The sequence below is a fragment of the Ralstonia sp. 25C genome (genome assembly GCF_051904805.1).
Taxonomy (GTDB): domain Bacteria; phylum Pseudomonadota; class Gammaproteobacteria; order Burkholderiales; family Burkholderiaceae; genus Ralstonia.
The window spans coordinates 43,836-70,715 of the sequence record NZ_CP196737.1 but is presented as its reverse complement, the minus strand read 5'-3'; the positions used below and the strand labels follow the sequence as shown (position 1 = coordinate 70,715).

Sequence of the window (26,880 nt, the reverse complement as noted above, 5' to 3'; positions counted from 1 at the left end):
CCCAGTCGCGGCAGCCCCGCCGCGACCAAGAATAAACATACAAACTCATCATTTGGAGACAACGTGAAGACTCAATACAGCGTGCTGGTGATCGGTGGAGGCATCGGCGGAATGACCCTGGCGCACGGATTGGCCCGGGCCGGCATGCAGGTGCGGGTCATTGAAGTGGGCCATCGAGCCAATCAACACGGCACCGGGATTTTTCTGCTTGGCAACACGCTGCGCGCGCTGGATAGGCTGGGGCTGGCGGATGCATGCATTGCTGCAGGAACCGGCTGGGATGCCGTGAGCGTGCGTGACGAAGCAGGCAACGAGGTTCAGTTGCAGAAGCCTCCCCGGACGTTCCGACCAGACGCACCCGGTGCGGTCGGTGCCATGCGCACAAAACTTGCCGAAGTGCTGGAGTCCTATGCCATTGCTAGTGGCGTGCGTGTCGACTATGGCGTGACCGTGGAAGCGTTCGAACAGGAACCGGAGGGCGTTTCATACCGGTTGTCGACAGGCGAGCTAGGGCGTTGTGACCTGCTGGTCGCGGCAGACGGTACGTATTCGAAAACCCGCGCCAAAGTGTTTGGCCCGGAGTTCAAACCTATCTATGCAGGCCAGGGAGCTTGGCGCTTCACCGTGGAACGACTGTCCTCGTTTGATGGCTTTGCGCTGTACAAGCACAAGAACGGCCGGACCGTCGGATGCTTGCCGCTGTCGGACGAGCTTTGCTACTACTTTTTCCTGGAAACCATCAAAGAACACACCCACATGCCGGAGGCCGAATTGAGCGCGCTCTTCAGGCAGCGGTTGGAACCATTCTCCGCTCCCGAGCTTCGCGAGGCTGCAAAGCGCTGCGATGGTAGCCGCTATGTCAGCTATCGGCCGTTCGACATCCTGCTCATGCCGGCCCCCTGGTACAAGGGGCGGGTGGTGTTGCTCGGTGATGCGGCCCACGCATTGACGCCGCAATTGACCTCCGGTGGCGGCATGGCGATCGAAGATGCGGTGGTGCTTACCGAAGAACTGTCCAGTCGGCCCAGTATTGAAGAAGCGCTTGCCGCCTACAGTGAACGGCGGTATGCGCGGGTGAAGCGCATCTACGACACGTCACTGGCCGTCTGTCAGGCAGAACAAAATCAAGATGGTGCCCGGGCTGTCGAAACGCTCATGCAAGGATACGGGCTGCTGGCGCAGCCGTTCTGAGCTAAGTTGAACCAAAAAACGAAGAAGGGGCACCAAATTTGGTGCCCCTTTTTGTATTGCCGGAGAGGTATGCGGCGTTTCCAATACTCCGCACCAAGCGGTGTCGCTGACGCTTCGCGATCAGAGGCCGCCCAGGGCCACGTATTTGATTTCGAGATACTCGTCGGTTCCGTACTTTGAACCTTCCCGGCCCAGCCCGGAGGCCTTTACGCCGCCAAACGGTGCGACCTCCGTTGAGATCAGGCCCTCGTTGACGCCAACCATCCCGAACTCCAGTGCCTCCACAACGCGGAAGACGCGCCCCACATCCCGCGTGTAGGCGTAGGCCGCCAGGCCAAACGGCGTGTCGTTTGCCAGGGTCAGCGCCTCTTCTTCGGTCTCGAATTTGAAAAGCGGCGCCACAGGACCAAACGTCTCTTCGTTGAAGATCTGCGCTTCACGCGGTACATGGGTCAGCACAGTCGGTTCGAAGAAGGACCCGCCAAGTGTGTGGCGCTTGCCGCCGGTCTCGATTCGGGCCCCCTTGGCAAGGGCATCGGCAATATGCTCTTCCACCTTCAGCACAGCCTCCTCGTTGATTAACGGACCTTGTGCCACGCCGGGGTCCATTCCATTGCCGACGGACAGCTGCGCTGAAGCCTCGGACAGCCTGCGTGCGAACGTCTCATAGATTCCCGCCTGCACGAGAAACCGGTTGGCTGCCACGCAAGCCTGTCCGGCGTTCCGGTACTTGGCCATCAGCGCACCGTTCACAGCGGCCTCGACGTCGGCATCGTCGAAGACGATGAATGGTGCATTGCCGCCCAGTTCCATGCTCGTTTTCTTGACGGTCGGCGCGCACTGGGCGAGAAGCAGGGCTCCCACTTCTGTCGAGCCGGTGAACGACAGCTTGCGCACGGCGGGATTGCTTGTCAATTCACCACCGATGGCCCTGGCCGAACCGGTGACGATGTTGCACACGCCGGGCGGCAGGCCCGCGCGCTCGGCTAGCACACCCAGCGCTAGTGCGGACAGCGGCGTCTGGCTTGCCGGCTTGATGACCCCGGCACAGCCCACGGCCCAGCCTGGCCCAGCCTTCCGAGTGATCATCGCCGACGGGAAATTCCACGGCGTAATGGCCGCGAAGACACCAATGGGGGCCTTCTGCACGAGGATTCGGCGACCGTCGACGTTCTGCGGAATGATGTCGCCATAGACGCGCTTTGCTTCCTCCGCAAACCACTCGATGAACCCCGCCGCATAGACGATCTCGCCGCGAGCCTCCGACAGCGGTTTCCCCTGTTCGGCGGTCATGATGGTGGCGAGATCATCAATATGCTCGTGCATGAGCTCATAGAGCCTAAGCAACACTCTGGCTCTTTTTTGAGGCAACGTTTTGCGCCACCCGCGCATGGCGCTTTCGGCCGCCGCGACGGCACGCTGCGTTTCTACGGTGCCGGCATTCGGCACGCGTGCAATCAATTCGCCGGTGGCTGGATTGCGGATATCGAGAGTCTGGCCATTGTCGGCCTGCGTCCATGCTCCGTCGATCAGCATGGCCTGGCGTAGAAGACCCGGATCTTTCAGCGGAAGCTTGATGGGTTCAGTCATGGTCTTGGCTCTCAGTCGGGGTTACGGCCAATGAAGAAGGCCTCATCCGGGTCGTTGGTCGGATTCAGCCCCGCCGCTTCCAGCCCACGGCGCAAGGCGGCCATGTCACGGCTGTAGATGCGGGGTGTCGGGTGCGGGATCGGACCGCCGTTGTAGCCCTGGAGCCACGATTGGTACTTCCAGATCGTGCGGTTGATCAGCCCGCTGGATGCCATCGGCACGCTAGCGAAAGCCTTGCGTGCGGGGTCAAGCTGGTACCACAGACGGGTGGCCTCATCGAAGTTGCCTTGCTGGATCAACTTGTGGATACGCGGCAGGTAAGGGCCGTAGTAAGCGGAGTAATTGGTCCCACAGAAGGGGATCGGAATGACCTGCGCCAGAGGCACGTACTCGTATTCGATCGGAGACGAGATGACGACCTCTTCGTGAAATTCGCGATGCACCTCAATGGCGGACATGATGTAAGGCATGCCGCCTTCCGCCTTGATCGCAGCAACGTTGGGGCAGTCGTCCACGAGTCGGCGCAGCAGCGGAACCGGCATATCGGCCGGGTGCAGGCGCGAGAAGCCCCAGGCCGGCACGGGGAAGAGCATCACCGCGAGATTTGTCGCATCGCACAGCGCCTTTGTGTACGCGTAGACCTCGTCGAGCGACTTGGGGTGGAAGAACGGCGGGTAGCCCGCAAGAACAAGCTCCGCACCCGCGGCCTCAGCCAGCTTTACTGCCTCGATATTCTCTTCAAGCGTGTTGAAGACGGCGTGGTGAATGGTGATGAGGCGCCCGGCAGCCTGATCCACCATGATCTCGCACACTTGGCGGTATTGGTCGAGCGTGATTGCGAGCTCGGAACAGGCGAGCGAGCCGACAAAGCCGTGCGAGATGGTGGTTTCCACGTCATGCCGGATCGCCTTTTCGTTGATCCGCTTGAAGTCGGAGGTCATGGTCGGCGTCGTGACGTTTGCAACGCCGACGAGATACTCACGCCCCCATTCGCGGGCTTCCTTTTTGCTGTAACTGGCCATCTGGTGCTCCTAGTGTCTTGTGATTAACGCTTGGTCTGGAAGTGGAGCGGCAGGGGCGTCGCCAAGCCGGCCTCGCACGCTTTTGTCAGGATTATTTCGGCGATGACGATGTCTTGCAGCCCACCGCCGACGGACTTGAACAATGGCGCTTTTGCGGCTTTCACCCGCTCCTCGCACGCGCCGCGCATGAGGTCGGCCAGGCTGATGGCCTTGTGGTGAACGTCCACGCCGGCGTGGCGTGCGGCGATCATGTCGCCCGTTTCTTCCAGGACTTCTTCGAGCACATCGCACACGATGAGGTCACTGCGTTCCACTACGGACGCATCAATTTCTCGCTGCTGCGGAATCGTTGAGCCAATCGAGACCACCGCTGCGCCCGGCTTGAGCCAGTTCGCGTAGAGGATCGGTTGTTCGCCGCGCGACCGCGCGGCGGCCAGGACCAGATCCGCACCCTCCACCGCAGCCTGTGCGCTGGCCGCGCCGGCGGCCTTGATGCCGAGTTCGCGCGTGACGTCCTCGGCGAAGGCCTCACGCCGTTCCGGGGTTGGGCTGAACACCATGACTTCGGTGAGTTCGCGGATGCTGGCAATGGCGCGGGTGTGCATGGTCGCCTCCAGACCGCTCCCGAGCACCGCTAGGCGCGCAGGGCCTCGCGGGGCAAGCCGGTCCAGCGCCGCGGCTGATGTTGCCGCCGTTCTGAATCCCGTGACGAGATTCCCGTCGACAAAAGCTGCGATTCGACTCGTCTCGCGGTCGAATAACACGATCACGTATTCCACGCCCGGAGACGGCGCATCGCCCGCCATGCCCATGAGCTTCGCGCCGTAGTAGCGCCCAGCGGGCGGGATTGCCGGCAGCGTGCGTAGCCAGGTCTTGCCTGCACTGGCAACCGTCCGGGGTGGTGTGACCGGCGCTGGGATGGGCTGGCTATAGGTGTTCTGGAGGGCCTGGATTGCGTCGCCCCAGCGAAATACGCTGCGCGCAGCGTCGCTGGATACGAAAACAGGGCCCTCGGAGGATGGCGTCATCGGTGTGTCTCCTTAGGGAAAGTCCCGCTTGGCGAACTGACTGGGCTTTGGAATTACGCGGGATGTAGTCGTCCTGGCCCATTGCGCCAGCTCGGGTTATCGCGATTGCTCACGTAATGCGGCAAATCATATACCTAAAAGATGCAAATCAATTGGTGAATTGAGTTGTTGCCGAGAATGATGAGAATCCAGAATAATGAGATTTATCCGACGCTTTTCTTGGTTGCAATCGCTTCGCCCAGGAGACCTTTGGTGCGACAACGGGCACGCACTCCGGCGCAAGCCCGAAATGCCCGCTTTGTCACTCGGGTGCATCAATGTAGAATTGATGCATTGCAAGCTAGAGCGGATTTGTGATGATTGAGGACGATGTCAAGCGACTGCGCGAATACGTCGAGAGCGTGGCGAAGGGCAGTGATCTGCGGTTGCCACCCGAGCCAAAGCTCAGCGAGCTGCTGGGTGTCTCGCGTGGCCGCCTGCGGACGATGCTTAAGTATCTCGAGGACGAGGGGCTGATCTGGCGTCACGTCGGGAAGGGGACCTTCGCCGGCCCCCGGGACGCGCCGGCTGACGAGCAGAGCGTGGCAGCCTCAGTCAGCGTGGACGACATCATGAACGCCCGCTTGATTCTCGAACCCCAGTTGGCCGCGCAAGCTGCCGTTCACGCCACGCCAGCGGATATTGCGACGATGGATGCTTGCTTGGCTCAAATGGCCGAGACGACGTCATTCCCGCAGTGGAAGCGGCTGGATGAACGACTGCATCGCACGATTGCCCAAGCCTCACACAACGGATTGCTCGTCATGCTGTACGACATGCTTCGCTCGCAGGTGAAGCTCAGTCTTGATGGGCGTGTGGAGGCGGTATACGGGGAAGCGGGTAGCCCCAAGGCAACCACGGACAGAGAGCACGTGCGCGTCACCGATGCGATTCGAGTGCATGACCCCTTCCGTGCAGAACAGGCGATGAGGGATCATCTGCTATCGGTAAGGGTGCACCTCTTTGGTTTGCGCTGAGCACCTTCATTGGCGCGGTGCGAAGTTGGGCGGCGAGCAGTTAGGGGGCTTGCGACTGTCAGAGGTAGTATCGTCCATAGAAGTTACGGGCTGGCTACCGCTTCACGTCGAATTCAGTGCGGATAATCGGGGTCGGGTTAGGGCGGCCTAAAGGAATACTCGAAGCCACATGCGCATTCCTCCAATGAAGGCGATCATCGCGTTCGAATCCGTTGCCCGGACCAAGAGCGTGAATCGCGCTTCCGAAGAGCTGGGGCTGACCGCCTCTGCCGTCAGCCATCAGATCGGCAACCTGGAGGCGGCGATCGGCCAGCCACTCTTTTTCCGGCAAGGCCGCGGTCTGGTCCTGACGCCGGTTGGTGAGCAATACCTGCGCGACGTGACGGGGGCACTCGCCGACCTCAACCGCGCTACTGAGCGAGCCTCCAGCCGCACCGACGTCGAAATCCTTCGCGTGCACTCCAGCCCGAGCTTTGGCCTCATGTGGCTATTGCCCCGGCTCGCGGCATTCCAGGAGGACCACAGTGACATCCGCCTGAATGTCTCTTGCTCGTACGAGGATGTCTCGTTCACCAGTGGCTTCTACGACATCGATATCCGCTACGGACACGCGCACTGGCGAGACGTACAGATCAAGACCTTGCGCACCGAGTACATCGCTCCGCTGGCTTCACCGGCATACCTCGAACGGCATCCGGTGCAGTCGCCGCAAGACTTGCTCGCACATCGGCTCATTCGATCGGAGACGCCGCTCGTGCAGTGGCAACAGTGGTTCGCGCGTGTAGGTGTGGAGCACATGCATGTGTCGTTCGATTTTGCGTTTGATCGCTCATATATGTCGCTCGAGACGGCTGCGCTCGGCCTGGGTGTGGCGCTGGAGAGCACGCTGCTGGCATCGGTCCTCGTTGCCCAAGGGCGGCTGGTGCCGGTGTTTGGCGACGACCACGTGCTCGAGGTTGCCGAGCACCACATCGTGTTTCCACCACAGAATGCCGATCTGCCTCGCGTGAAGCGCTTTCTTGCCTGGGTTGACCGGCAACTGAAGTTGCCTCCGACGACCTAGCTTAGGACCGCAGGCCTGCGTGATGCACTGCACCAGGGCCCTCACGGCCCACATCTGAAAATTTCTCAGCCATAGTTGAATCCAACTGCGTTGATCGAATCGTCTGCTGGCACAACACTGCAGCCAACAAGATTCCAACAGCCAGGAGACAACGATGTTGCTTGAGAACAGGGTTGTGATCGTGACCGGTGCCGCTTCGCCGCGCGGGATTGGGCGAGCCACCGCAAAGGCACTTGCCGCACAAGGCGCGCATGTGGTCGTACTCGACTTGCGGCGCGAAGATGCCGAACAGGCCGCGCGCGAACTCGGTGAAGGCCATCTGGGGCTGGCCTGTGATGTGACCGATCGGGCTGCGTGCGATGCGGCTGCGCAGGCCACGCTTGCCAAATACGACCGCATTGACGGTCTCATCAACAACGCAGGCATCACCCAGCCGCTGCGCACGCTCGACATCCAGGCGGGCAATTTCGATGCGGTGGTCGACGTCAACCTGCGCGGCACGCTGTACATGTCGCAAGCCGTGTTGCCGCACATGAAGGCGCACAAGGGCGGAAGTATCGTCTGCATGTCGTCCGTGTCCGCACAGCGCGGCGGCGGCATCTTCGGTGGTCCGCACTACAGCGCTGCAAAAGCGGGCGTGCTGGGCCTTGCCAAGGCCATGGCACGAGAATTTGGCGGCGACAATGTCCGCGTCAATTCCATCACGCCAGGGCTCATCCAGACGGACATCACCGGTGACAAGCTCACGCCCGACATGCGCGCCGAGATCATCAAGGGCATCCCGCTTGGCCGGCTCGGCGATGCGGCCGACGTTGCCAACGCGTGCCTGTTCCTGGTGAGTGATCTGTCTGCCTACCTGACCGGCATCACGCTCGACGTGAACGGCGGCATGCTGATTCACTGAACGATCCAACCTGCACCACCACGGCACACACACCGGCCGTGGACTTCTTCGAGACACATGCACCCGGGCCCACCCGGGGCACATGGTAGGAGACACCATGACCACGAAGCTTGCTTCGCCCTTGCCGGGCGATGAGGTGGCGCGCGCCGATGCGGCCACGTTCGAGTCGCGCACCTATGCCAAGGTCGCGCGCCGGCTCATTCCATTCCTGATGATCTGTTATCTAGGTGCCTACCTCGACCGCGTCAACGTAGGTTTCGCCAAGCTGCAGATGCTCAACGACCTGCGCTTCAGCGAGACGGTGTATGGCCTAGGTGCCGGCGTCTTCTTTCTTGGCTACTTCCTGTTTGAAGTGCCGAGCAATGTGATCCTGCACAAGGTCGGCGCGCGCAACTGGCTTGCACGCATTATGTTGACGTGGGCAATCATCTCAGCGGGTTTTGCCTTCGTGAGCACGCCGACGTCGTTCTACGTGCTGCGCTTTCTGCTCGGGGTGGCCGAAGCCGGATTCGCTCCAGGCGTCATCCTGTACATGACGTACTGGTTCCCGTCGCAGCGCCGGGCCAAGGCACTGTCGATGTTCTTCATGGCCATTCCGCTGGCTGGCATCGTCGGGGGGCCGCTGTCGGGCTACATCCTGCACACCTTTCACGATGTGGCGGGGTTGGCAGGGTGGAAGTGGCTGTTCCTGATCGAAGCTTTGCCGTCGCTGCTGCTGGGCGTGGCCATCCTGCTCTATCTGGACAACGGCATCGCCCAGGCCAAGTGGTTGACCGACGCAGAAAAGGCGCTGCTTGAGCGCAACGTCGCCGGTGACAACGCACAGAAGACGGCGCATGGGTCGGTGGGCGCCTTCATTGCCGACCGCCGCCTATGGCTGCTGGCCGCCATCTACTTCTGCGTGGTGCTTGGGCAATACGGGCTGACGTTCTGGCTGCCTACCTTGATTCGAAAGGCCGGCGTGGCCGATCCGCTTTGGGTTGGCGTGTTCACCGCGGTGCCGTACATCTGCGCCATCGTCGCGCTGCCGCTGATCGGCATGAGCGCAGACCGCCGCCGCGAGCGCCGCCTACATCTTGCCGTGCCGATGCTGGTGGCTGCGGCCGGGTTCGCTGCGCTGCCGCTGATTGGCAACGTGGGCGCTGCGCTGGTATGCCTGAGCATTGCTGCCGCCGGGATCCTGTCTTCGTCGTCGCAGTTCTGGTCGTTGCCCACGGCCATGCTGGGCGGCATGTCGGCCGCTGCGGGCATTGCTGCGGTCAACTGCTTCGCCAATCTTGCTGGGTTCTTTTCGCCGGCCATCGTCGGGTGGCTTAACGACCTGACGGGTAAATCAACGGCTGGCCTGATCTTCATCTCCTCGGCCATCGTGCTTGGTGCCGTGCTGGTGTTCTTCGTGCCAGCGAAGACCGTCAACCGTTGAGTCGGTGACTGTCTCTGCCCCGTGCTTCCCGCTTCATCACAGGAACCATCATGACTTCCACATCATTGCCCCCAACCGACGCTGTGCCCCTGGCCGAGCGCGCTTACCGAATCCGCCGCAACGCCCTGCTGATGGGCGAAGTGCAGGGCCAGGGCTATATCGGGCAGGCGCTCGACATTGCCGACGTGCTGGCCGTCGCCTACTTCGGCGCGATGCGCTATCGGCCCGAAGACCCCAACTGGGAAGGCCGTGACCGCTTCCTGCTCTCCAACGGCCACTATGCGATCGCGCTCTACGCCGCGTTGCTCGAAGCCGGCATCCTGCCCGCCGAGGAACTGGAGACGTACGGCAGTGACGACAGTCGCTTGCCCATGTCGGGCATGGCCAGCTATACGCCCGGCATGGAGATGTCCGGCGGCTCGCTCGGCCAGGGGCTCACGATTGCCGTCGGCCGCTGCCTCGGCCTCAAACGCAAGGGCTCCGACGCGTTCGTCTACACGCTGTTCTCAGATGGCGAGCTGGACGAAGGCGCCGTGTGGGAGGGGCTGCTGTCCGCTGCGCACTGGAAGCTGGACAACCTCATCGCCGTGGTTGACGTGAACAATCAGCAGGCCGACGGCCCGTCGACGCAGATCATGGCGTTCGAGCCCCTGCTGCCCAAGCTGGAAGCGTTTGGCTGGTTCACGCAGCGCGTGGACGGCAACGACATCGATGCAGTGAAGGCGGCGTTCGATGCTGCACGCACACACAAGGGCGCGCAGCCGCGCATGATCATCTGCGATACCCGCATGGGTTGCGGTGTTCCGTTCCTGGAACAGCGCGAAAAGAATCACTTCATCCGCGTTGACGCGCACGAATGGCAGCTCGCGCTGCAAGCACTGGAAGCCGGGAGGACCGCATGAGCAGCACCGTCATCAACAAGCCCAAGCTGAAGACCTCGGCAATGATCGCCTCCATTGCGGGCGAGGGCCAGGCGACACGTCCGGCGCCGTTCGGCCATGCGCTGGCTGAGCTGGCACGCGTGAAGCAGAACGTCGTCGGCATGACGGCAGACCTGGGCAAGTACACCGATCTGCACATCTTCGCGAAGGAATTTCCCGACCGCTATTACCAGATGGGCATGGCCGAACAATTGCTCATGGGCGCTGCCGCCGGGCTGGCCAACGAGGGTGCACAGCCCTTCGTGACGACCTATGCCGTTTTCGCGACGCGTCGTGCCTACGACTTCATGCATCAGACGATTGCTGAAGACAACCTCGACGTGAAGATCGTCTGCGCACTGCCCGGTTTGACCACCGGCTATGGGCCAAGCCACCAGGCTGCAGAAGACCTGGCGCTGATGCGCGCCATGCCGAACATGACTGTTATCGACCCATGCGACGCACTGGAGATCGAGCAGATGGTGCCGGCTATCGCAGCGCATGCCGGCCCCGTCTATGCGCGCCTGCTGCGCGGCAACGTGCCGGTGGTGCTTGACGAATACGGTTATCAGTTCGAACTGGGCAAGGCCAAGTTGCTGCGCGACGGCGCCGAGGTGCTCGTCATTTCGTCGGGCATCATGACGATGCGTGCGCTGGAAGTGGCCAAGGCGTTGGAAGGCGACGGCATTGGCGTGGGCGTGCTGCACGTGCCGACGATCAAGCCGCTCGATACCGAAACCATCCTGCGCGAGGCACGGCGCTCTGGCCGGCTCGTGGTGGTGGCCGAGAACCACACCGTGATCGGCGGGTTGGGCGAGGCGGTCGCAGGCACTTTGATGCGCGCCGGGGTCAGCGTGCCGTTCCGCCAGGTGGGGCTGCCGGATGCGTTCCTGGATGCCGGTGCACTGCCGACGCTGCATGACCGCTACGGCATTTCCACCAATGTCATGGCATCCACGATTCGGGGCTGGCTGGATTGACAAAGAGGCCTCCACCCTTCGGTGGAGGCTCATTCCCCATTCAGCGCGGAATCTCTTCGCGTCCTTGTGACAGTGAATGGCCGACGCGAAGAGACGTCATCTCGCCTTGGTAGCGGTTTTGGTCGTGCCATATGCCGCCATGAACACCGAGACCGCGCGCGCGATGATTTCGGAGATGCGTGCGCGGCTGGTATCGACGGGTACACCGAACAGACACAGTTCCACGCATTCCGCCTCATACAGGGCATGTAGGTGAGCAGCGGCGACGTCTGGATTGGCGCGCTTTAGCTTGCCGGCTTCCATGGCCTCGGCGATAAACTCGGTCAACACACCCCAGCCGATCTTGGGGCCGCGTTCATAAAAGGCGCACCCGAGGTCGGATCGATTGCCTTCGCCGATGGCCAAGCGGCGGATCGCAAGAATCGACGGCTGCAAGATGGCATTCAGGTAGTGCTCCCCAAAAACGATCAGCGTGTCAGCCACCGGGCCGGTCGATTTCAACTGCGCAAAGGCATCGCGGATCTCGTCGGCTGCTGTGCCGCTCATGATCTCCGCAAACATCTCTTCCTTTGAGCTGAAATAGTTGTACAGCGTGGCCTTGGACGCGCCCGAGCGGGCCGCGATGTCCGACATCGAGGCCTGATCGAAACCGACCTCCATGAACACGCGAAAAGCGGCATCAACAATGGCTTGCCGCTTTTCTTCTGTCTTCTTGCGCATGCATGTTTTCCTGATCCTGTGCCGCATCACCGCAGCGAAAACGAGAGTGTATGCCATCGACCACGCCAGGATGATGCGAAGACACGCGTCAGGTGGCTTCGCTCGGCGCGGTCTGGTTGATGTTCTCTATGCCGTCAAAGAACGCTCGGAGGCACGGGTGGATATCGATGCGCACACCATCTGCAAACGCGCCCGCGTGCTCCCACAAGAGTCCGATGCCAACCGCATGCAGGCAGCGAGCCGCAGCTTCTGGTGTCATGTCGGCACGCAGTTGATTGCGTTTCCGTGCGGTGTGCATGACGTAGCCCAGGTTTGCGATGGCACGCGCCTTGAGGTTGGCGATGTGGTCGATCACGGGCTGAGGCCATTGGGCGCAATCTGACTGCCGCAGAACGAGGCCGACCAATGACCACTGCGTGTTGTCTTGCGCACATTGCATCAACTGTGCATGCAGTTGCGCATGAAGGTGTTGCAAGGGCCGAGGATGCACGGCATAGCCCCACAGATCATCGCCGATGTCCAATGGCCAGCGCAGGCCGCCAAGAACCGCTGCCACAAGCGCCGGCTTGCCGCCGAAATGGCCGTACACCGCCCCACGGGTGACGCCCGCCCGTACCGCCACATCCTCCAGTGTGGCGGCATGGACACCGTGCTGGGAAAACACCGTAATGGCTGCGTTGATCACGCGCTGGCGGGTCTGCGCTGCGCCAGCGACGGTTCTTCTCACCATCGTTGCGACGCCTCAGACGCCAGAGGCCTGTTGTGTCGTGGTCGCGGCCGCTGCAGGTGTATCGGTGTTCTCCACCCAACCGCCGCCAAGCGTCTTATAGAACGTTGCGAGGTTGGTGAAGCGCGACAGGCGCGTGCTGATCAGGTTTTGCTGTGCCGTATAGAGCGAGCGCTGCGCGTCCAGCACGTTGAGGTAGCTGTCGACGCCGCGCTTGAACCGTGCGGTGGCAAGGACGTAGCTGTCGGCGGTGGCGTCCACGAGCGATTGCTGTGCTTCGAGTTGCTGGCCCAGCGTGCCGCGCTGCGCCAGCGCGTCGGACACCTCGCGGAATGCGGTCTGGATGGTCTTTTCGTACTGCGCCACGGCAATGTCGCGGTTGGTCTTGGCGATGTCCAGATTGGCGCGGTTGGCTCCGCCGTCAAAGATGGGCAACGAGATCTGCGGGCCGAAGTTCCACGCTCCCGAGCCGGCCTTGAACAGGCCGCCAAGGCTGGCGCTGGAAGTGCCTGCCGAGGCTGTGAGACTGATGCTGGGAAAGAATGCTGCCCGTGCCGCACCGATGTTGGCATTGGCTGCCTTCAAATCGTGCTCGGCCTGCAGGATGTCGGGCCGTCGCTGCAGCAGGTCGGACGACAAACCGGGCGGAATGCTGGCGAGTATGCTGCCGGCAGCCGCCGAAGTATCGGGCAGCGATGTCGGTAGCAACTCGACGGGCACATCGGTACCCACGAGCAGCACCAGTGCGTTGCGGTCTTGGGCTACCTGCGCCGTGTAGCGTTCCACGTCCACGCGGGCGCTGTCCACGCTTGTCTGCGATTGGCGCAGCGTTAGCTTGGAGACGGTGCCCACTTCGTAACTGCGCTGGTTGAGCCGGTAAGTGTTGCTTTGGCTGGCTAGAGTGTCCTGCGCCAGCTTGAGTTGGTCCTGATCTGCGGCAAGCGTCAGGTACGCGGTGGCGACCTCCGCAATCAGGCTGATCTGGCTGCTGCGACGTGCTTCTGCGGTGGAAAGGTACTGCTCCAGCGCCTGCGCGCCGAGGCTGCGTACGCGCCCGAAGAAGTCCAGCTCGTAGGCGCTGAAGCCGAGCGTAGTGCTGTAGCTGTGTGCCACCAGCGGTCGCCCGATACCTGAGAGATCGGCCGGCGTGCGGCTGGCACTCTCACTGCCACTGGCCTTGACGGAGGGGAAGAGCGCAGCGTCCTGCACGCGATACTGCGCGCGGGCCTTCTCGATGTTGAGCACGGCCACGCGCAGGTCCCGGTTATTGACCAGTGCCAGGTCGATCACCCGTTGCAGTTGCGGATCGGTAAACACCTGGCGCCAGCCGATCTGGGCTACCGGCGTGGCTGTTTCGCCAGCTTTGCTGTCGTTGGCTGGCGACGCAGCGGCGACATCGGCAAAAGCTGTGGGCACAGGGGAGGCCGGCTGTTGGTAGGCTGGCATCAGGGTGCAACCCGTCAGCATGGCGGCCAACGGGAGCAGCGTGGAGGAAAAAGGAAAGCGGATCATCTCGAACGTCCTTACGAGGCAGCGGCGTCGGTAGGTTGGACACGAACTGGCGCCGTGGCCGATTTGCGCTTGAACAGCCCGCGCACAAGCACAAAAAACAGCGGCACGAAGAAGATTGCGAGCACAGTGCCCGACACCATGCCGCCGATGACAGCGACACCGAGCGCGTGCTGTGCACCGGCGCCGGCACCCGTGCCCGTCACCATCGGCACGACACCGAGGATGAACGCCAGGGACGTCATCAGAATGGGTCTCAGGCGCATGCGCACCGCGGCCATGGCGGCATCGATCAGGCTCTTGCCGTGCTCGTTGAGCTCCTTGGCGAATTCAACGATCAGGATCGCGTTCTTGCATGCCAGGCCAATGGTGGTCAGCAGGCCCACCTGGAAATACACGTCGTTCATCTTCCAGGTGAGTACGGCTCCCAGCAACGCACCGAACACGCCCAGCGGCACCACCATGATCACCGAGAAGGGGATCGCCCAGCTTTCGTACAGCGCGGCTAGACACAGGAACACGATGAGGATCGACAGCGTGTAGAGCAGGGTGGTTTGTCCAGTGGAGGCCTTCTCCTGCATCGAGAGGCCGGTCCAAGCATAGCCGATGCCTGCCGGCAGCTTGGCGACGGCATCTTCGACGATGGCCAGTGCTTCGCCGCTGGAGGCTTTGCCCGGCATGCCCATCCCCAGGATTTCCATGGACGGCACGCCGTTGTAGCGCTCCAGGCGCGGGGAGCCAGACGTCCAGTCGACCTTGGCGAACGCCGTGAACGGGACCATGGTGCCGGCACTATTGCGCACGTACCACTTGTCGATGTCGCCCGGGTTCATGCGGAAGGGCGCATCGGCCTGCAGCATGACCTTCTTGACGCGGCCCCGGTCGATGAAGTCGTTCACGTAGCTACTGCCCCAAGCCGTGGCGAGGGTAGTGTTGATGTCGGAGATCGAGACACCGAGCGTTTCAGCCTTGTGCGCATCGATCTTCAGCTGAAACTCGGGCGTGTCTTCCTGCCCGTTGGGGCGCACGGCCACCAGGCGCTGGTCTTTGGATAGCGTGTCGAGCAGCTGGTTACGGGCCTGCATCAGCGCGTCGTGGCCGAGGTTGGCTCGGTCTTGCAGCATCAGGTCAAAGCCAGTGGCGTTGCCCAGTTCTGCCACGGCGGGCGGCGCAAAGGCGAACACCCGGGCATCGCGCAGGGTGGCAAAGAAGCCGAACGCCTTGCCCACGACACCGTTGACGCTGAGCGCCTCGCCCTTGCGCTCGTTCCACGGGCGCAGCTTGACGAAGGCAAAGCCCATGTTCTGGCCGCTGCCGGCAAAGCTGAAACCCGCCACGGAGAACACGCCCGAAACCGCTTCCTTCTGTTCCACCAAGAAGTGGTGTTCCACTTGGCGCAGTACGTCTTCGGTGCGCGCGTTGGTGGCGCCCGGAGGCAGTTGCGCCAGGACGAACAGCGTGCCCTGGTCTTCATCCGGCAGGAAGCCGACCGGTAGCTTCATGAAGCCGAACACCACCATGGCGAACAACGCACCGTAGAGCACCATGTAGCGCCAGCCCTTGCCGAGCATGTGACGCACGATGCCCTGATAACGCTGATTGCCGCGGTCGAAGGTCCGGTTGAACCAGCCGAAGAATCCGGTGGTGGCCTGAGCGTGGCCTTTCTCAACGGGCTTGAGCAGGGTGGCACACAGGGCTGGCGTGAGCACCAGTGCCACCAGTACCGACAGCGTCATCGCCGACACGATGGTGATCGAGAACTGCCGGTAGATCACGCCGGTCGAGCCCTTGAAGAACGCCATCGGCACGAACACCGCAGCCAGCACGAGGGCAACGCCGACCAGTGCACCCGTGATCTGGCCCATCGACTTGCGCGTCGCTTCCTTGGGCGAGAGGCCTTCCTCACTCATCACACGCTCGACGTTCTCCACCACCACGATGGCATCGTCGACCAGCAAACCAATCGCCAGCACCATGGCAAACATGGTCAGCGTGTTGATGGTGAAACCGCAGGCAGCCAGCACGCCAAACGTGCCCAGCAACACCACCGGCACCGCGATGGTCGGGATCAGCGTAGCGCGAAAGTTCTGCAGGAACAGATACATCACCAGGAACACCAGCACGATCGCCTCAACCAGTGTGCGCACCACCTCTTCAATCGAGATACGGACGAATGGCGTGGTGTCGTACGGCTTTTGCACTTTCATGCCTGGCGGGAAGAAGCGCTCAAGTTCGGTCACGCGGGCGTCGACCGCCTTGACGGTATCGAGTGCGTTGGCGCCCGTCGCCAGCTTGATCGCCAGCCCGGCGGCCGGCTTGCCGTTGTAGCGCCCGACCGTGTTGTAGTTCTCGCTGCCCAACTCAATACGGGCGACGTCACGCAGGCGCACCTGCGAGCCATCGGTCTGCGTGCGCAGCAGGATGCTGCCGAATTCTTCGACAGTCTTGAGGCGTGTTTGCGAGGTGATGGTCGCGTTGATCTGCTGGCCCGCCGATGCCGGCATGGCACCCAGTTGGCCGGCGGAGATTTGCGCGTTTTGCGTTTGGATGGCGTTCTTTACATCCAGCGGCGTCAAACTGAAGTTGGAGAGCTTGTGGGGGTCCAGCCAGATGCGCATGGCGTACTGCGAGCCGAACAGCGTCGTGTCACCCACACCCTCCACCCGGCTGATGGCGTCCTGCACGTTGGCGGCCACATAGTCGGACAGGTCGGAACCGTTCATGCTGCCGTCTTCTGAAGTGAAGGCCAGCACGTTCAGGAAGTTCGTGGCGGATTTTGCGACCTGCACACCTTGCTGTTGCACCTCCTGCGGCAACAGCGGCGTGGCCAGCGCGAGCTTGTTCTGCACCTGCACCTGCGCGGTATCCGGGTCGGTGCCGTTTTCGAACGTCAGCGTAATGGTGGCGGTGCCAGAAGACTCGCTGGTGGACGCCATATAACTTAGGTGGTCCAGCCCCTTCATCTTTTGCTCGATGATCTGGGTGACGGTGTCTTCCAGCGTTTTGGCCGACGCCCCCGGGTATGTGGCCGTGATGGATACGGCCGGCGGGGCGATGCTCGGATACTGAGCGATGGGCAACGTGGCGATGGCTATCGCACCCACCAGCATCACGATGATGGCCAACACCCACGCAAAGATGGGGCGGTCGATAAAGAAGCGTGCCATGGTGGTGTCCCGGATCAGTTGGCGGCCACGGTCGCCGGCTTAGTGGTCGACGGTGTGAGCGCCTTCGTTGTCCACGGCGTTGTCTTGACCTCCGCGCCAGGCACAGCACGCGGCAGACCGTCCACCACGACTTGATCGCCCACGCGCAGGCCGGTACGTACGAGCCATTGGTCGCCGACGGTGCGGTCGGTTTCCAGAGAACGCCGCTGCAGCTTGTGGTCGACTCCCACCACATAGGCGAAGGGCTTGCCGGTGCTGTCGCGTGCCACGGCTTGCTGTGGTACGAGCACGGCCTCATCCTTTACGCCTTCGGCCAGCACCGCACGCACGTACATGCCAGGAAGCAGCACGGCATTCGGGTTGGGGAACACGGCGCGCAGCGTCACCGAGCCGGTGTTCTGGTCGACCGTGACATCGGAAAACTCGAGCTTGCCTTCCAGCGGATAGGTGCTGCCGTCTTCCAGCTGCAACCGCACTGTGGCCGCATTGGCGCCAGCCTTCTGAAGGTCGCCTCGCGCCATGGCCTGCTTCAGGCGCAGCAGTGCGGCGCTGGGCTGCGTCACATCAACGTAGATGGGGTCGAGTTGCTGAATCGTGGCCATCGCGGTGGTCTGGTTGGCTGTCACAAGGGCGCCGGGCGTCACGCTCGATTTTCCGATGCGCCCGGAGATGGGCGCATCCACGCGGGCATAAGCCAGGTTGATGCGACTGGTCTCTACGTTGGCGCGGGCAGCTGCCACATCGGCTTCGCCCTGGGCCAGTGCGGCTGCGGCATCGTCGTAGTCCTGCTGGCTGACGGCCTGGATGGCCACGAGCTCCTTGTAGCGCTCGGCTTTCAGGCGCGTGGTCTTGAGGTTGGCCTGCGCTTTGGCTAGCGCGGCCACATTGCTGTCGTACGTTGCCTGGTAAGTGGCGGGGTCGATCTGGTAGAGCGGCTCGCCCGCCTTGACGTCACTGCCTTCGCGGAACTTGCGTGCCTTGATGATGCCGTTGACCTGCGGCCGCACATCGGCAATCAGAAACGGAACGGTGCGGCCGGGCAACTCTGTATTGAGTGCCACGCGTTGCGCCTGCACGGTCATCACGCCCATGGTTGGCGTGCCTTCTGCCGGGGGCGGGCCACCTGGCGGCTTGCCGCAGGCAGCAAGGAGAGACGCCGCCGCTAGCGCGGCGAGAAGCGGGGGCACGGCGGGTGACATGGAGCGCATGGCAGTTCCTGGACGAGAGGGCGCGAAATCGAAACCACAAATCTAAACTGAACGGTTCAGTATAGTATGTTTCGATTTTCAAAGAGTCAAGGAACTGGCGGCGACGGAGCAACGGGGTGGATACCGTCGGTTCGGCTATGTCGCCGTCGTAGATTGCTGCACCTCGCGTGCTGGACCTGCGTGCCGCCATCCGTTAACGGTCCGGAGTTCGTTGGTAAGGTGCTGGACGATTGGGCCTACGAGGCGGGTGTCACGCTATTGTTCATCCGGCCGGGCAAGCCAGTAGAGAGCGCCTACATCGAGAGCTTCAACGGGCGGTTCCGCGATGAGTGTGTGAACGAGCACTGGTTTGTCTCAATGCGCCAAGCCAGGCAGCCGATTGAGGAATGGCGTATCGAGTACAACACCGAGCGGCCCCAAAGCTCGCTCGTCTATCTGACCCCGGCGCAGTTTGCGCAGGGGCATTAGCAGAAGGCGTTTTTAACCTCGGACTCTACGTGCGCTTCGTACTAAAACCGGGAGTAGGTCAATGGACATGGCGCCTATGCAGCGCCATGCCATGTTCTGGGCGTTGTCTCGTCAGAACTTATGCCGCAGGCCCACCGTGGCCTCGAACACCGAGTTCCGTCCGCTGATCGGCAGCGTGAACCCCGGTGTACCGGCTAGCGTCGTCCATGCACCGGTGAGCCTGGTGTAGTCGACGCCTGCATAGACGTCCGTGCGCTTGCTGAGGTTGTAGTCGAGCAACGGGCCACCGGTAATGCGCGTGCCGCTCTGGCCGGCATGCTTGACGCGATCCACATAGACGGGGAGCTTCAGATCGAGCGCGGCCGTGAGCGGATAGCTCACTGCAACGGAGAACGAATCGTTGCGGTAGTTTGCCGGGTAGACATTGCTGTAGATGTACGACGCGTACAGCTTGGTATTGCCCAGCTTGTAGGTGGCACCGATGGTGAAGACCTTCTGCGTGCTGTCCGGAATCGTGATGCCGAAGTACGTGCTGCCGTACGCCGTTGTGGCGGGCGTCAGCCCGCCGATGTTGTTGATGATCTGGAAAGCGGCCCCGACGCTGAGCGGCCCATTGTCATACGACGCCGCTACCGCCGGAGATGAGTTGTGCTTGGTGTCACCCGCCGTTTCGCCAAAGGTGTATGCGCCCTTGACGGTGAAGCCGCCAAAGCTCGGCGAGGTATAGCGCACCGTGTTGTCGAGTCGGCCGCCGCCGGTCAACCCTGCGCCCTGGAAACCCACGGTGCCGACGTAGTTCGACAGCGCATAGATGTCGTGCGTGTACACCATCTCGTGGACGAGCGTGTACTGGCGGCCCAGCGCGATCTCGCCGTAGGTCTGCGATGAGAGCCCCACCACTGCGGTGCGGCCGAACAGGCGAGGGGTGCCGGATGGGGTAGATTGCTGCGTGGAACCCGTGCCGGGTGTGAAGCCGGACTCGAGCTGGAAGAACGCCTTGTTGCCGCCGCCCAAGTCTTCATTGCCCATCAGACCCCAACGGCTGCCTGATAGCAGGCCGCCATTGCCCATGCCGATCTTGCTATTACCGGCGGCATTCTGGTGCGTGTTGTAGCGGATGCCCACATCGATGAGGCCGTACAGCGTGACGCTACTTTGTGCGTGTGCTGTGGCAGAGATGGTTCCAAGAACAGCGACCGTCATAAGCGATCTTTTCATTGTGGCTCCCTTTCAGTGTGCAAGTTGGCTTGTGTTGCTCAGTCGCCGGACGCACGAGTCCCTTCCCAGCCGCCTTGTGGAAAGGGTGGCTGCGGTGCGCGTTTGTCTGGCCAGGTTGGGTGGAGGCTGGGGGCCGAGTTGCGCGTCCGGATCTGGCTCAATCCGAGACGCGCGGTGTCAACTCAGCGGTGGTGTGCAAAAGAACGGCAGGCCGTGTGTTGCGTCTTCTCTTGAGGAACACTCCAACAGCAGGCTTGATTGAGATTAGACGCTGGCACGCTTTTTCAACCAAGACGACTTGCCTATGGGGCAATAGTGTCTGGCTTATGACAGTGCGCGGTGGCGGTCTTTCGCTCACTCCATGGCCTTGCCCATGTCTTCGACGATCTTCTTTGCGTCGCCAAATACCATCATGGTCTTGTCCAGATAGAACAGCTCGTTGTCCAGGCCTGCATAGCCGGAAGCCATCGAGCGCTTGTTCACGATGATCGTCTTCGCCTTGTAGGCCTCCAGAATCGGCATGCCGTAGATGGGGCTGCCTTTCTGCTGCGCGGCGGGGTTCACCACATCATTGGCGCCCAGCACGATGGCCACATCAGCCTGCCCGAATTCGCTGTTGATGTCTTCCATTTCGAAGACCTGGTCGTAGGGCACTTCTGCCTCGGCAAGCAGCACGTTCATGTGGCCGGGCATGCGGCCCGCCACCGGGTGGATCGCGTACTTTACGGTGACGCCCTTGTGCGTGAGTTTCTCGGCCAGCTCTTTCACCGCGTGTTGGGCGCGTGCCACGGCCAGCCCGTAGCCTGGCACGATCACCACCGTCTCCGCATTGCCGAGGATGAAGGCCGCATCGTCGGCGCTGCCGCTCTTGACGCTGCGTTGTTGGACCGCGCCTGCTTGCACATCGGTTGCCGCGCCGCCAAAGCCACCCAGGATCACGCTGAAGAACGAGCGGTTCATGGCCTTGCACATGATGTAGCTCAGGATCGCACCCGAGCTGCCCACCAGCGAGCCGGCAATGATCAGCATGCTGTTGTTCAGGCTGAAGCCGATGCCTGCGGCCGCCCAGCCCGAGTAGCTGTTGAGCATCGAGACCACCACCGGCATGTCGGCGCCGCCAATCGGGATGATGATCAGCACGCCCATCACAAAGGCGAGCGCGAGCATCGCGCCAAAAGCCGGCCAGCTTTCCGTGGCCATGAAGGCCGCACCCACACTGATGGTCGTCACGCCTAAGACGAGGTTAAGCAGATGCTGGCCCGCGAACCGCACCGGCGCCCCTTGGAACAAGCGGAACTTGTACCGGCCCGATAGCTTGCCGAAGGCAATGACCGACCCCGAGAACGTGATCGCGCCAATTGCCGCACCCAGGAAGAGTTCCAGCCGATTGCCGGTCGGGATCGACGCGCCCTTGGCGGCAATCCCAAACGCATACGGTTCGCCTACGGCAGCCATGGCAATGAACACAGCCGCCAGCCCGATCATGCTGTGCATGAAGGCCACCAGTTCGGGCATCTTCGTCATCTCGACGCGCTGGGCCATGAGCGCACCCACGCCGCCGCCGATCACCAGCCCGAGCAGCACATAGCCGAGGCCGAGTGCATTGCCGTCGGCAAGCTTGAGGATCAACGCGGCGGTGGTGAGCACGGCAATCGTCATGCCGGCCATGCCGAACCGGTTGCCGCGAATCGATGTGGTTGGATGGCTCAGGCCCTTGAGTGCCTGAATGAAGAACACACTGGCGACGAGGTAGAGTAGGGTGACCACGTCGAGGCTGATGAGATGCAGGTTCACTTCGCCCCTCCGCTCGTGTGTGTCGTTGAGGCGGAAGCCACAGGCTTCTTGTCCTTCTTCTTGAACATCTCCAGCATCCGCCGCGTGACGAGGAATCCGCCGAAGACGTTCACCGCCGCAAGTGCGACCGCCAGCACGCCAATGATCTTCCCGGGCACCGTCTCGGTCAGCGCGGCGGCCAGCATGGCGCCCACGATGACGATGGCCGAGATGGCGTTGGTGACCGCCATTAGCGGCGTGTGCAGGGCCGGTGTGACGTTCCATACGACGTGATAGCCGACATACACGGCCAGCACGAACGTGGTGAGACTGACAATGGTGTGCGAGACCACTTCCATGGTGTTTCTCCTCAGGTTCTCAGTACCGTGCCGCCCCGCGTGACGAGGCAGGCGGCGACGATGTCATCGCTTTCATCAATGGCGAGCGCGCCGTCCTTGTTCACGATCAGCTTCAGGAACTCCAGCACGTTGCGCGCATAGAGCGCCGACGCATCTGCGGCCACCATGCCGGGCAGGTTAGTTTCGCCGACGATGTGCACGCCGTGCTTGACGACCGTCTTTCCGGCTTCGGTGAGTGCGCAGTTGCCGCTCACGCCCTCCGCGCCCTTGCCTGCAGCGATGTCGATGATCAGTGAGCCGGGCTTCATGGCCTGCACCATCTCTTCGGTGATGAGCACCGGGGCGGGGCGGCCGGGAATCAGCGCGGTCGAGATCACCACATCGGCCTGGGCCACGCGCTTGGCGACTTCCACCTTCTGGCGTGCCAGCCATGATGCGGGCATGGGGCGTGCATAGCCGCCCACGCCCTCGGCAGCCTCTTTTTCTTCGGCGGTTTGGTACGGCACGTCGATGAACTTCGCGCCTAACGACTCGACCTGTTCCTTGACGGACGGGCGCACGTCCGACGCTTCCACCACCGCGCCAAGGCGCTTGGCAGTGGCGATGGACTGCAGGCCCGCCACGCCGACCCCCAGGATCACGACGCGCGCGGCCTTGACGGTGCCCGCCGCCGTCATGAGCATCGGGAAGAAGCGCTGATAGCGATCCGCCGCCATCATCACAGCCTTGTAGCCGGCGATGTTGGCCTGCGACGACAGCACGTCCATGCTCTGTGCCCGCGTAGTGCGCGGCGCGGCTTCGAGTGCGAACCCTGTCAGGCGAGCCGCTGCCAACTGCGATAGTCCCGCTTTGTCGTGGGGGTCCAGCATGCCGATCACCACGGCATCCGGCTTCATCAGCGCCAACGCATCTTGTGCGGGTGGGCGCACGGTCAGCACCAGATCGGCGCCGAGTGCACCGGCTGCGTCCGTCAGTTCGCAGCCTGCAGCCTCATAGGCGTGATCAGGAATCGACGCACGCCAGCCTGCGCCTGCTTGCACGCGCAGCGTATGGCCTTGCGCCTTCAGTTTCTTTGCTGTCTCCGGCGTGAGGGCGACACGTGTCTCGCCCTCCGCGGTTTGCAGCGGAATGCCAATGAACATGCAAATCTCCAGGAAAGGCGCGCGTGGTCAGCGCCGGTGGTGTTGGCCTATCCGGACCATCCGGTACATCCCGCGCAATCTCATTGAAAATCCAGCAGGACTTTCATCGCCTGTGACCGGTCGCCTGCCAGGGCGAACCCGTGGGCCGCGTTGCGATACGGCACGGTGGCGGAAATCAGCGGCTTGACATCGACCAGCCCCTTGTTAAGAAGGTCCACCGCCATGGCGAATTCTTCGTGGAAGCGGAACGCACCGCGCAGCTCAAATTCCTTGGCGACGATGGCGTTGATGGGCAGCGTCATCTCGCCGCCCAGGCCAATCTGCACGATGATGCTGCGCGGGCGCAGCGCATCGAGGGCACCACGCAGCGCGCGCTCGTTGCCGCTGGCCTCGAACAGCACGTCAATCTGCCCCTTGTCGGCGGTATAGGGCGTGAGTCCGTCGGGTTGCTCCGTCATGTTGATGGTTACGTCGGCCCCCACCTTGCGCGCTGCCCGTAGCGGATACGCACCCATGTCCGTGACGATGATCTCGGCCGCGCCGGCACGCCGTGCTGCCACGATGATCAACGCGCCAATGGGGCCGCAGCCCGTCACCAGCACGCGCTTGCCCAGCAGTGGGCCGGCGCGGCGCACGGCATGCAGAGCCACCGACAACGGCTCGGCCATCGCGCCTTCCTGGTCACTCACAGAATCGGCAAGACGATGGGCCTGGCTTTCGTCGATGACGATCTCGCGGCGGAAGGCGCCTTGTATGTGTGGCGTGCGCATCGCGCTGCCGTAATAGCGCATGTCCAGGCAATGGTTCTGCAAGCCTTGCTGGCAGTACTCGCATTGGCCACACGGCCGACTTGGGCTGACGGCAATCCGGTCGCCGGTGGCATGCCGGTGTACGTTTTGCCCGATCTCTTCAACGCGGCCGGCGATCTCATGGCCGAGCACCATCGGCTCGGTCACGCGCACGGTGCCGAAGCCGCCGTGGTTGTAGTAGTGCAGGTCTGAGCCGCAGATGCCGCCGTAGCGCACGTGCACGCGCATCTGGTTCGGCAGCACCTCGGGGGTGGCGACGTCTTCGATGCGCAGGTCGTTGGCGGCGTGAATGACGAGAGCGTCCATGATGGTTCCTTGCTGTTTCCGTCCGTTAGAGGGTGGCAGTCACGCCGCCATCGACATAGAGGATGTGGCCGTTGACGAAGTCCGAGGCCTTGCTGGAGAGAAAGACCGCCGCACCGACAAGGTCTTCCACATCGCCCCAACGGCGAGATGGCGTGCGGCCCACGAGCCAGGCCGTGAACTCAGCATTGGCCACCAGCGCCTGCGTCAGCTCCGTTTTGAAGTAGCCCGGGCCCAGGCCGTTGACCTGTAGGCCGTGCGGGCCCCAGTCGATCGCCATGCCCTTGGTCAGCATCTTCACGGCGCCTTTGCTGGCCGTGTAGGGGGCAATGCCGGGACGCCCCAGCTCGCTCTGCACCGAGCAGATGTTGATGATCTTGCCGCGCCCGCGCGGGATCATGTGGCGCGCGACGGCCTGCCCAACGAGGAACACGCTGTCGACGTTGGTCTTCATCAGCTCGTGCCATTGCGCCGTCTCGAACTGCTCCAGCGGCGCGCGGCGTTGCATGCCGGCGTTGTTGACGAGGATGTCGATGGGGCCAAGCTCCGCTTCCACCCGGGCAATGCCTTCGGTGACGGCCGCGCTGTCGGTCACATCAAATGCGGCCGTATGCACGTCGGCGCCTTGTGCACGCAGGTTGTCAGCGGCTGGGGTGAGCTTCTCTTGTCCACGGGCGTTCAGGACGACGCGCGCACCGGCGCGGGCCAGCCCGCCGGCCAGTGCAAGCCCGATGCCGCTGCTGGCACCGGTGATCAGGGCCGTGCGGCCGCTCAGGTCAAACAGGTTCAGGTTGGATGGCGTCATTGTCCTGTCTCGAAATGTCTTCGGAGATCCAGCGTAGCACCCGCTGGACCTGGGTATCGACCGGCTGATCGGCCGGAATCAGAAGGACGCCCGGCTCTCCGGCCGGCGTCTCGAGGATGGCGAACTGGCTCAGCACCAGGCTTGGCGGAAGCGATTGCCGCCCGCGCGCAGACACCCGTGCGATGGCATCGGAAAGCGTGATGTCCACATACACGATGCGAATCTGCGGCACGGTGGTGCGCAACCGCTCGCGGTCACTGCGCTTCAGAGCCGGGCACGCGAGTACGGCGTTGCCCGGCGCCGCGGCTAGTGCGGTGCCGGCGTCGATGGTGTCGTCGTCTGCCTCGATCCATTCGGCATCCAGCGCTGTCGCCAGACGTGCAGCCAGTGTGGATTTGCCGCAGCCGGCAACGCCCATCACCATGACCTTGTGGATCGGCATGACGTTGTGCATCACGGGGTCTTTGTGGTCGGCCTATTGCTGCAGCGGCTGCAGTGATTCCAGCACCTGCGGATTCACCGGCGTCAGCGGCAGGCCGGCCTGCGGCCCATACCCGAGCGCTGCGATCAGGTTGTCGACGGTGAGGGCGGCCATGGCGCGGCGCGTGTTGACCGACGCGCTGCCGATGTGCGGCGTCAACACGATGTTATCGAGCGTCAGCAGATCCGGGTGGATGCGCGGCTCGCCTTCAAAGACATCGAGCCCGGCCGCCGCAATCGTGCCCTGGCGCAGGGCCTGCGCCAACGCCGCATCGTCGACGATGCCACCCCGCGCGATGTTGGTGAGCGTGGCGCTCGGCTTCATCTGGGCAAGCTCGGTGGCGCCAATTGTGTGATGAGCTTCAGGCGAGTAGGGCAGCACCAGGATGAGATGGTCAGCTTCGCGCAGCAGTGTGCCCTTGTCGACATAGCGGGCATGCGCGCGGGCTTCGGTTTCCGCATCCAGCGGCGAGCGGTTGTGATAAATCACCTGCATCTCGAACCCCAGCGCGGCACGGCGAGCAATGGCCTGGCCGATGCGTCCCATGCCAAGGATGCCCAGGGTCGCCCCGTAGATGTCGCCGCCGAGCATCTGGTTGTAGATGCCGGTCTTCTGCCATTCGCCGCGCCGGACAAAGCGTTCAGATTCCGTAATGCGCCGCGCGGTGGCGAGCATCAGCGCAAAGCCGAAGTCGGCCGTGGTCTGCGTGAGCACATCGGGGGTGTTGGTCACCACCACGCCGCGCGCCGTGCAGGCCGCCACGTCGACATTGTTGTAGCCCACACCCACGTTGCACACTGCCTTCAGCTCGGGGCACGCATCGAGCAACGCTGCATCAATGCGCTCGCTGCCGGTGCTCATCACGCCTTGCTTGCCTTGCATCCGTGCGATCAGTTCTTGCGGGCTCAGGATAGTGTCCGACGGGTTATCGGTCACGTCGAAGTGCGCGCGCAGGCGGTCGGCAATGTCCGGAAAGGTCGCCCGGGTGATAAGGACGGAAGGCCGCATGCAAGTCTCCAAATATGCGTGTTATGGGTGTTGTGGTGTGGTGCTG

General features: G+C 62.7%; 23 protein-coding genes and 1 pseudogene. 8 read left to right on the top strand and 16 right to left on the bottom strand.

Features of this window, described 5'->3' with window-relative positions:
* The first annotated feature begins 63 nt into the window (after positions 1 to 63).
* A complete protein-coding gene (locus tag ACS7SF_RS00295) occupies positions 64 to 1,191 on the top strand; it encodes an FAD-dependent monooxygenase (protein ID WP_439891156.1) in 1,128 nt (375 codons plus the stop codon).
* A gap of 120 nt (positions 1,192 to 1,311) precedes the next feature.
* Here the strand turns inward: ACS7SF_RS00295 and ACS7SF_RS00290 are convergent, their stop codons facing one another.
* The 3 genes from ACS7SF_RS00290 to ACS7SF_RS00280 are packed head-to-tail and all read right to left on the bottom strand — an operon-like array spanning position 1,312 to position 4,831.
* Positions 1,312 to 2,781 carry an NAD-dependent succinate-semialdehyde dehydrogenase gene (locus ACS7SF_RS00290; RefSeq protein WP_439891155.1) on the bottom strand — a complete coding sequence of 490 codons (1,470 nt, stop codon included), beginning with the start codon at positions 2,779 to 2,781 and terminating at the stop codon, positions 1,312 to 1,314.
* Positions 2,782 to 2,792: 11 nt separating this feature from the next.
* Positions 2,793 to 3,803 carry a dihydrodipicolinate synthase family protein gene (locus ACS7SF_RS00285; protein ID WP_439891154.1) on the bottom strand — a complete coding sequence of 337 codons (1,011 nt, stop codon included), beginning with the start codon at positions 3,801 to 3,803 and terminating at the stop codon, positions 2,793 to 2,795.
* Between the two features lie 23 nt (positions 3,804 to 3,826).
* Positions 3,827 to 4,831, bottom strand: a complete 1,005-nt coding sequence (locus ACS7SF_RS00280; RefSeq protein WP_439891153.1) for an ornithine cyclodeaminase family protein — start codon at positions 4,829 to 4,831, stop codon at positions 3,827 to 3,829.
* A gap of 356 nt (positions 4,832 to 5,187) precedes the next feature.
* Between ACS7SF_RS00280 and ACS7SF_RS00275 the strand changes: the two genes are divergently transcribed.
* The 6 genes from ACS7SF_RS00275 to ACS7SF_RS00250 all read left to right on the top strand — a co-directional run bounded on the left by ACS7SF_RS00275 (position 5,188) and on the right by ACS7SF_RS00250 (position 11,137).
* Positions 5,188 to 5,847 carry a FadR/GntR family transcriptional regulator gene (locus ACS7SF_RS00275; protein WP_439891152.1) on the top strand — a complete coding sequence of 220 codons (660 nt, stop codon included), beginning with the start codon at positions 5,188 to 5,190 and terminating at the stop codon, positions 5,845 to 5,847.
* Positions 5,848 to 6,016: 169 nt separating this feature from the next.
* On the top strand, positions 6,017 to 6,910 hold the full coding sequence (locus tag ACS7SF_RS00270; RefSeq protein WP_439891151.1) for a LysR substrate-binding domain-containing protein: 894 nt from the start codon (positions 6,017 to 6,019) through the stop codon (positions 6,908 to 6,910).
* A 154-nt stretch (positions 6,911 to 7,064) separates the two neighbouring features.
* A complete protein-coding gene (locus tag ACS7SF_RS00265; RefSeq protein ID WP_439891150.1) occupies positions 7,065 to 7,814 on the top strand; it encodes an SDR family NAD(P)-dependent oxidoreductase in 750 nt (249 codons plus the stop codon).
* A 97-nt stretch (positions 7,815 to 7,911) separates the two neighbouring features.
* Positions 7,912 to 9,237 carry an MFS transporter gene (locus tag ACS7SF_RS00260; protein ID WP_439891149.1) on the top strand — a complete coding sequence of 442 codons (1,326 nt, stop codon included), beginning with the start codon at positions 7,912 to 7,914 and terminating at the stop codon, positions 9,235 to 9,237.
* Positions 9,238 to 9,287: 50 nt separating this feature from the next.
* Positions 9,288 to 10,139 carry a transketolase gene (locus ACS7SF_RS00255; RefSeq protein ID WP_439891148.1) on the top strand — a complete coding sequence of 284 codons (852 nt, stop codon included), beginning with the start codon at positions 9,288 to 9,290 and terminating at the stop codon, positions 10,137 to 10,139.
* A complete protein-coding gene (locus tag ACS7SF_RS00250; protein ID WP_439891147.1) occupies positions 10,136 to 11,137 on the top strand; it encodes a transketolase family protein in 1,002 nt (333 codons plus the stop codon). The genes ACS7SF_RS00255 and ACS7SF_RS00250 overlap by 4 nt, the downstream gene beginning before the upstream one ends.
* Before the next feature lie 96 nt (positions 11,138 to 11,233).
* Here the strand turns inward: ACS7SF_RS00250 and ACS7SF_RS00245 are convergent, their stop codons facing one another.
* The 5 genes from ACS7SF_RS00245 to ACS7SF_RS00225 form a co-directional block, all read right to left on the bottom strand.
* Positions 11,234 to 11,857 carry a TetR/AcrR family transcriptional regulator gene (locus tag ACS7SF_RS00245; RefSeq protein WP_439891146.1) on the bottom strand — a complete coding sequence of 208 codons (624 nt, stop codon included), beginning with the start codon at positions 11,855 to 11,857 and terminating at the stop codon, positions 11,234 to 11,236.
* An 88-nt stretch (positions 11,858 to 11,945) separates the two neighbouring features.
* Positions 11,946 to 12,587, bottom strand: a complete 642-nt coding sequence (locus ACS7SF_RS00240; RefSeq protein WP_439891145.1) for a TetR family transcriptional regulator — start codon at positions 12,585 to 12,587, stop codon at positions 11,946 to 11,948.
* A 12-nt stretch (positions 12,588 to 12,599) separates the two neighbouring features.
* Positions 12,600 to 14,096 (bottom strand): AdeC/AdeK/OprM family multidrug efflux complex outer membrane factor, encoded by a 1,497-nt coding sequence (gene adeC, locus ACS7SF_RS00235; protein WP_439891144.1) that lies wholly within the window; start codon positions 14,094 to 14,096, stop codon positions 12,600 to 12,602.
* A gap of 11 nt (positions 14,097 to 14,107) precedes the next feature.
* The gene (locus ACS7SF_RS00230) at positions 14,108 to 17,260 is read right to left on the bottom strand and encodes an efflux RND transporter permease subunit (RefSeq protein WP_439891143.1); all 3,153 of its coding nucleotides are present in this window, start codon (positions 17,258 to 17,260) and stop codon (positions 14,108 to 14,110) included.
* A 14-nt stretch (positions 17,261 to 17,274) separates the two neighbouring features.
* The gene (locus ACS7SF_RS00225) at positions 17,275 to 18,468 is read right to left on the bottom strand and encodes an efflux RND transporter periplasmic adaptor subunit (protein ID WP_439891142.1); all 1,194 of its coding nucleotides are present in this window, start codon (positions 18,466 to 18,468) and stop codon (positions 17,275 to 17,277) included.
* Positions 18,469 to 18,663: 195 nt separating this feature from the next.
* Between ACS7SF_RS00225 and ACS7SF_RS00220 the strand changes: the two are divergent.
* Positions 18,664 to 18,936, top strand: a pseudogene (locus ACS7SF_RS00220) (integrase core domain-containing protein); the annotation flags it as partial.
* A gap of 111 nt (positions 18,937 to 19,047) precedes the next feature.
* Here the strand turns inward: ACS7SF_RS00220 and ACS7SF_RS00215 are convergent.
* From ACS7SF_RS00215 to ACS7SF_RS00180, 8 genes are all read right to left on the bottom strand, one after another.
* Positions 19,048 to 20,154, bottom strand: a complete 1,107-nt coding sequence (locus ACS7SF_RS00215; protein WP_439891141.1) for a porin — start codon at positions 20,152 to 20,154, stop codon at positions 19,048 to 19,050.
* A 354-nt stretch (positions 20,155 to 20,508) separates the two neighbouring features.
* Entirely contained in the window at positions 20,509 to 21,933 is a 1,425-nt protein-coding gene (locus ACS7SF_RS00210) for an NAD(P)(+) transhydrogenase (Re/Si-specific) subunit beta (protein ID WP_439892803.1), read from the bottom strand.
* Between the two features lie 11 nt (positions 21,934 to 21,944).
* A complete protein-coding gene (locus ACS7SF_RS00205) occupies positions 21,945 to 22,286 on the bottom strand; it encodes an NAD(P) transhydrogenase subunit alpha (protein ID WP_439891140.1) in 342 nt (113 codons plus the stop codon).
* Positions 22,287 to 22,297: 11 nt separating this feature from the next.
* Complete coding sequence (locus ACS7SF_RS00200) at positions 22,298 to 23,428, bottom strand: NAD(P) transhydrogenase subunit alpha (RefSeq protein WP_439891139.1); 1,131 nt, start codon at positions 23,426 to 23,428, stop codon at positions 22,298 to 22,300.
* Between the two features lie 80 nt (positions 23,429 to 23,508).
* Positions 23,509 to 24,543: an L-idonate 5-dehydrogenase gene (locus ACS7SF_RS00195; protein ID WP_439891138.1), complete on the bottom strand. Its 1,035-nt coding sequence runs from the start codon at positions 24,541 to 24,543 to the stop codon at positions 23,509 to 23,511.
* Positions 24,544 to 24,568: 25 nt separating this feature from the next.
* Entirely contained in the window at positions 24,569 to 25,345 is a 777-nt protein-coding gene (locus tag ACS7SF_RS00190) for a glucose 1-dehydrogenase (RefSeq protein WP_439891137.1), read from the bottom strand.
* On the bottom strand, positions 25,317 to 25,787 hold the full coding sequence (locus ACS7SF_RS00185) for a gluconokinase (protein WP_439891136.1): 471 nt from the start codon (positions 25,785 to 25,787) through the stop codon (positions 25,317 to 25,319). The genes ACS7SF_RS00190 and ACS7SF_RS00185 overlap by 29 nt, the downstream gene beginning before the upstream one ends.
* Positions 25,788 to 25,820: 33 nt before the next feature.
* Positions 25,821 to 26,834, bottom strand: coding sequence for a 2-hydroxyacid dehydrogenase (locus ACS7SF_RS00180; RefSeq protein ID WP_439891135.1), 1,014 nt, complete (start codon positions 26,832 to 26,834; stop codon positions 25,821 to 25,823).
* Between the last annotated feature and the right edge of the window lie 46 nt (positions 26,835 to 26,880).

What these genes read in the sequence shown, in the direction of transcription:
- ACS7SF_RS00290 (WP_439891155.1), bottom strand. Translation starts at nt 2,781, where the DNA reads ATGACTGAACCCATCAAGCTTCCGCTGAAAGATCCGGGTCTTCTACGC.
- ACS7SF_RS00285 (WP_439891154.1), bottom strand. Translation starts at nt 3,803, where the DNA reads ATGGCCAGTTACAGCAAAAAGGAAGCCCGCGAATGGGGGCGTGAGTAT.
- ACS7SF_RS00280 (WP_439891153.1), bottom strand. Translation starts at nt 4,831, where the DNA reads ATGACGCCATCCTCCGAGGGCCCTGTTTTCGTATCCAGCGACGCTGCG.
- ACS7SF_RS00275 (WP_439891152.1), top strand. Translation starts at nt 5,188, where the DNA reads ATGATTGAGGACGATGTCAAGCGACTGCGCGAATACGTCGAGAGCGTG.
- ACS7SF_RS00270 (WP_439891151.1), top strand. Translation starts at nt 6,017, where the DNA reads ATGCGCATTCCTCCAATGAAGGCGATCATCGCGTTCGAATCCGTTGCC.
- ACS7SF_RS00265 (WP_439891150.1), top strand. Translation starts at nt 7,065, where the DNA reads ATGTTGCTTGAGAACAGGGTTGTGATCGTGACCGGTGCCGCTTCGCCG.
- ACS7SF_RS00260 (WP_439891149.1), top strand. Translation starts at nt 7,912, where the DNA reads ATGACCACGAAGCTTGCTTCGCCCTTGCCGGGCGATGAGGTGGCGCGC.
- ACS7SF_RS00255 (WP_439891148.1), top strand. Translation starts at nt 9,288, where the DNA reads ATGACTTCCACATCATTGCCCCCAACCGACGCTGTGCCCCTGGCCGAG.
- ACS7SF_RS00250 (WP_439891147.1), top strand. Translation starts at nt 10,136, where the DNA reads ATGAGCAGCACCGTCATCAACAAGCCCAAGCTGAAGACCTCGGCAATG.
- ACS7SF_RS00245 (WP_439891146.1), bottom strand. Translation starts at nt 11,857, where the DNA reads ATGCGCAAGAAGACAGAAGAAAAGCGGCAAGCCATTGTTGATGCCGCT.
- ACS7SF_RS00240 (WP_439891145.1), bottom strand. Translation starts at nt 12,587, where the DNA reads ATGGTGAGAAGAACCGTCGCTGGCGCAGCGCAGACCCGCCAGCGCGTG.
- adeC (WP_439891144.1), bottom strand. Translation starts at nt 14,096, where the DNA reads ATGATCCGCTTTCCTTTTTCCTCCACGCTGCTCCCGTTGGCCGCCATG.
- ACS7SF_RS00230 (WP_439891143.1), bottom strand. Translation starts at nt 17,260, where the DNA reads ATGGCACGCTTCTTTATCGACCGCCCCATCTTTGCGTGGGTGTTGGCC.
- ACS7SF_RS00225 (WP_439891142.1), bottom strand. Translation starts at nt 18,468, where the DNA reads ATGCGCTCCATGTCACCCGCCGTGCCCCCGCTTCTCGCCGCGCTAGCG.
- ACS7SF_RS00215 (WP_439891141.1), bottom strand. Translation starts at nt 20,154, where the DNA reads ATGAAAAGATCGCTTATGACGGTCGCTGTTCTTGGAACCATCTCTGCC.
- ACS7SF_RS00205 (WP_439891140.1), bottom strand. Translation starts at nt 22,286, where the DNA reads ATGGAAGTGGTCTCGCACACCATTGTCAGTCTCACCACGTTCGTGCTG.
- ACS7SF_RS00200 (WP_439891139.1), bottom strand. Translation starts at nt 23,428, where the DNA reads ATGTTCATTGGCATTCCGCTGCAAACCGCGGAGGGCGAGACACGTGTC.
- ACS7SF_RS00195 (WP_439891138.1), bottom strand. Translation starts at nt 24,543, where the DNA reads ATGGACGCTCTCGTCATTCACGCCGCCAACGACCTGCGCATCGAAGAC.
- ACS7SF_RS00190 (WP_439891137.1), bottom strand. Translation starts at nt 25,345, where the DNA reads ATGACGCCATCCAACCTGAACCTGTTTGACCTGAGCGGCCGCACGGCC.
- ACS7SF_RS00185 (WP_439891136.1), bottom strand. Translation starts at nt 25,787, where the DNA reads ATGCCGATCCACAAGGTCATGGTGATGGGCGTTGCCGGCTGCGGCAAA.
- ACS7SF_RS00180 (WP_439891135.1), bottom strand. Translation starts at nt 26,834, where the DNA reads ATGCGGCCTTCCGTCCTTATCACCCGGGCGACCTTTCCGGACATTGCC.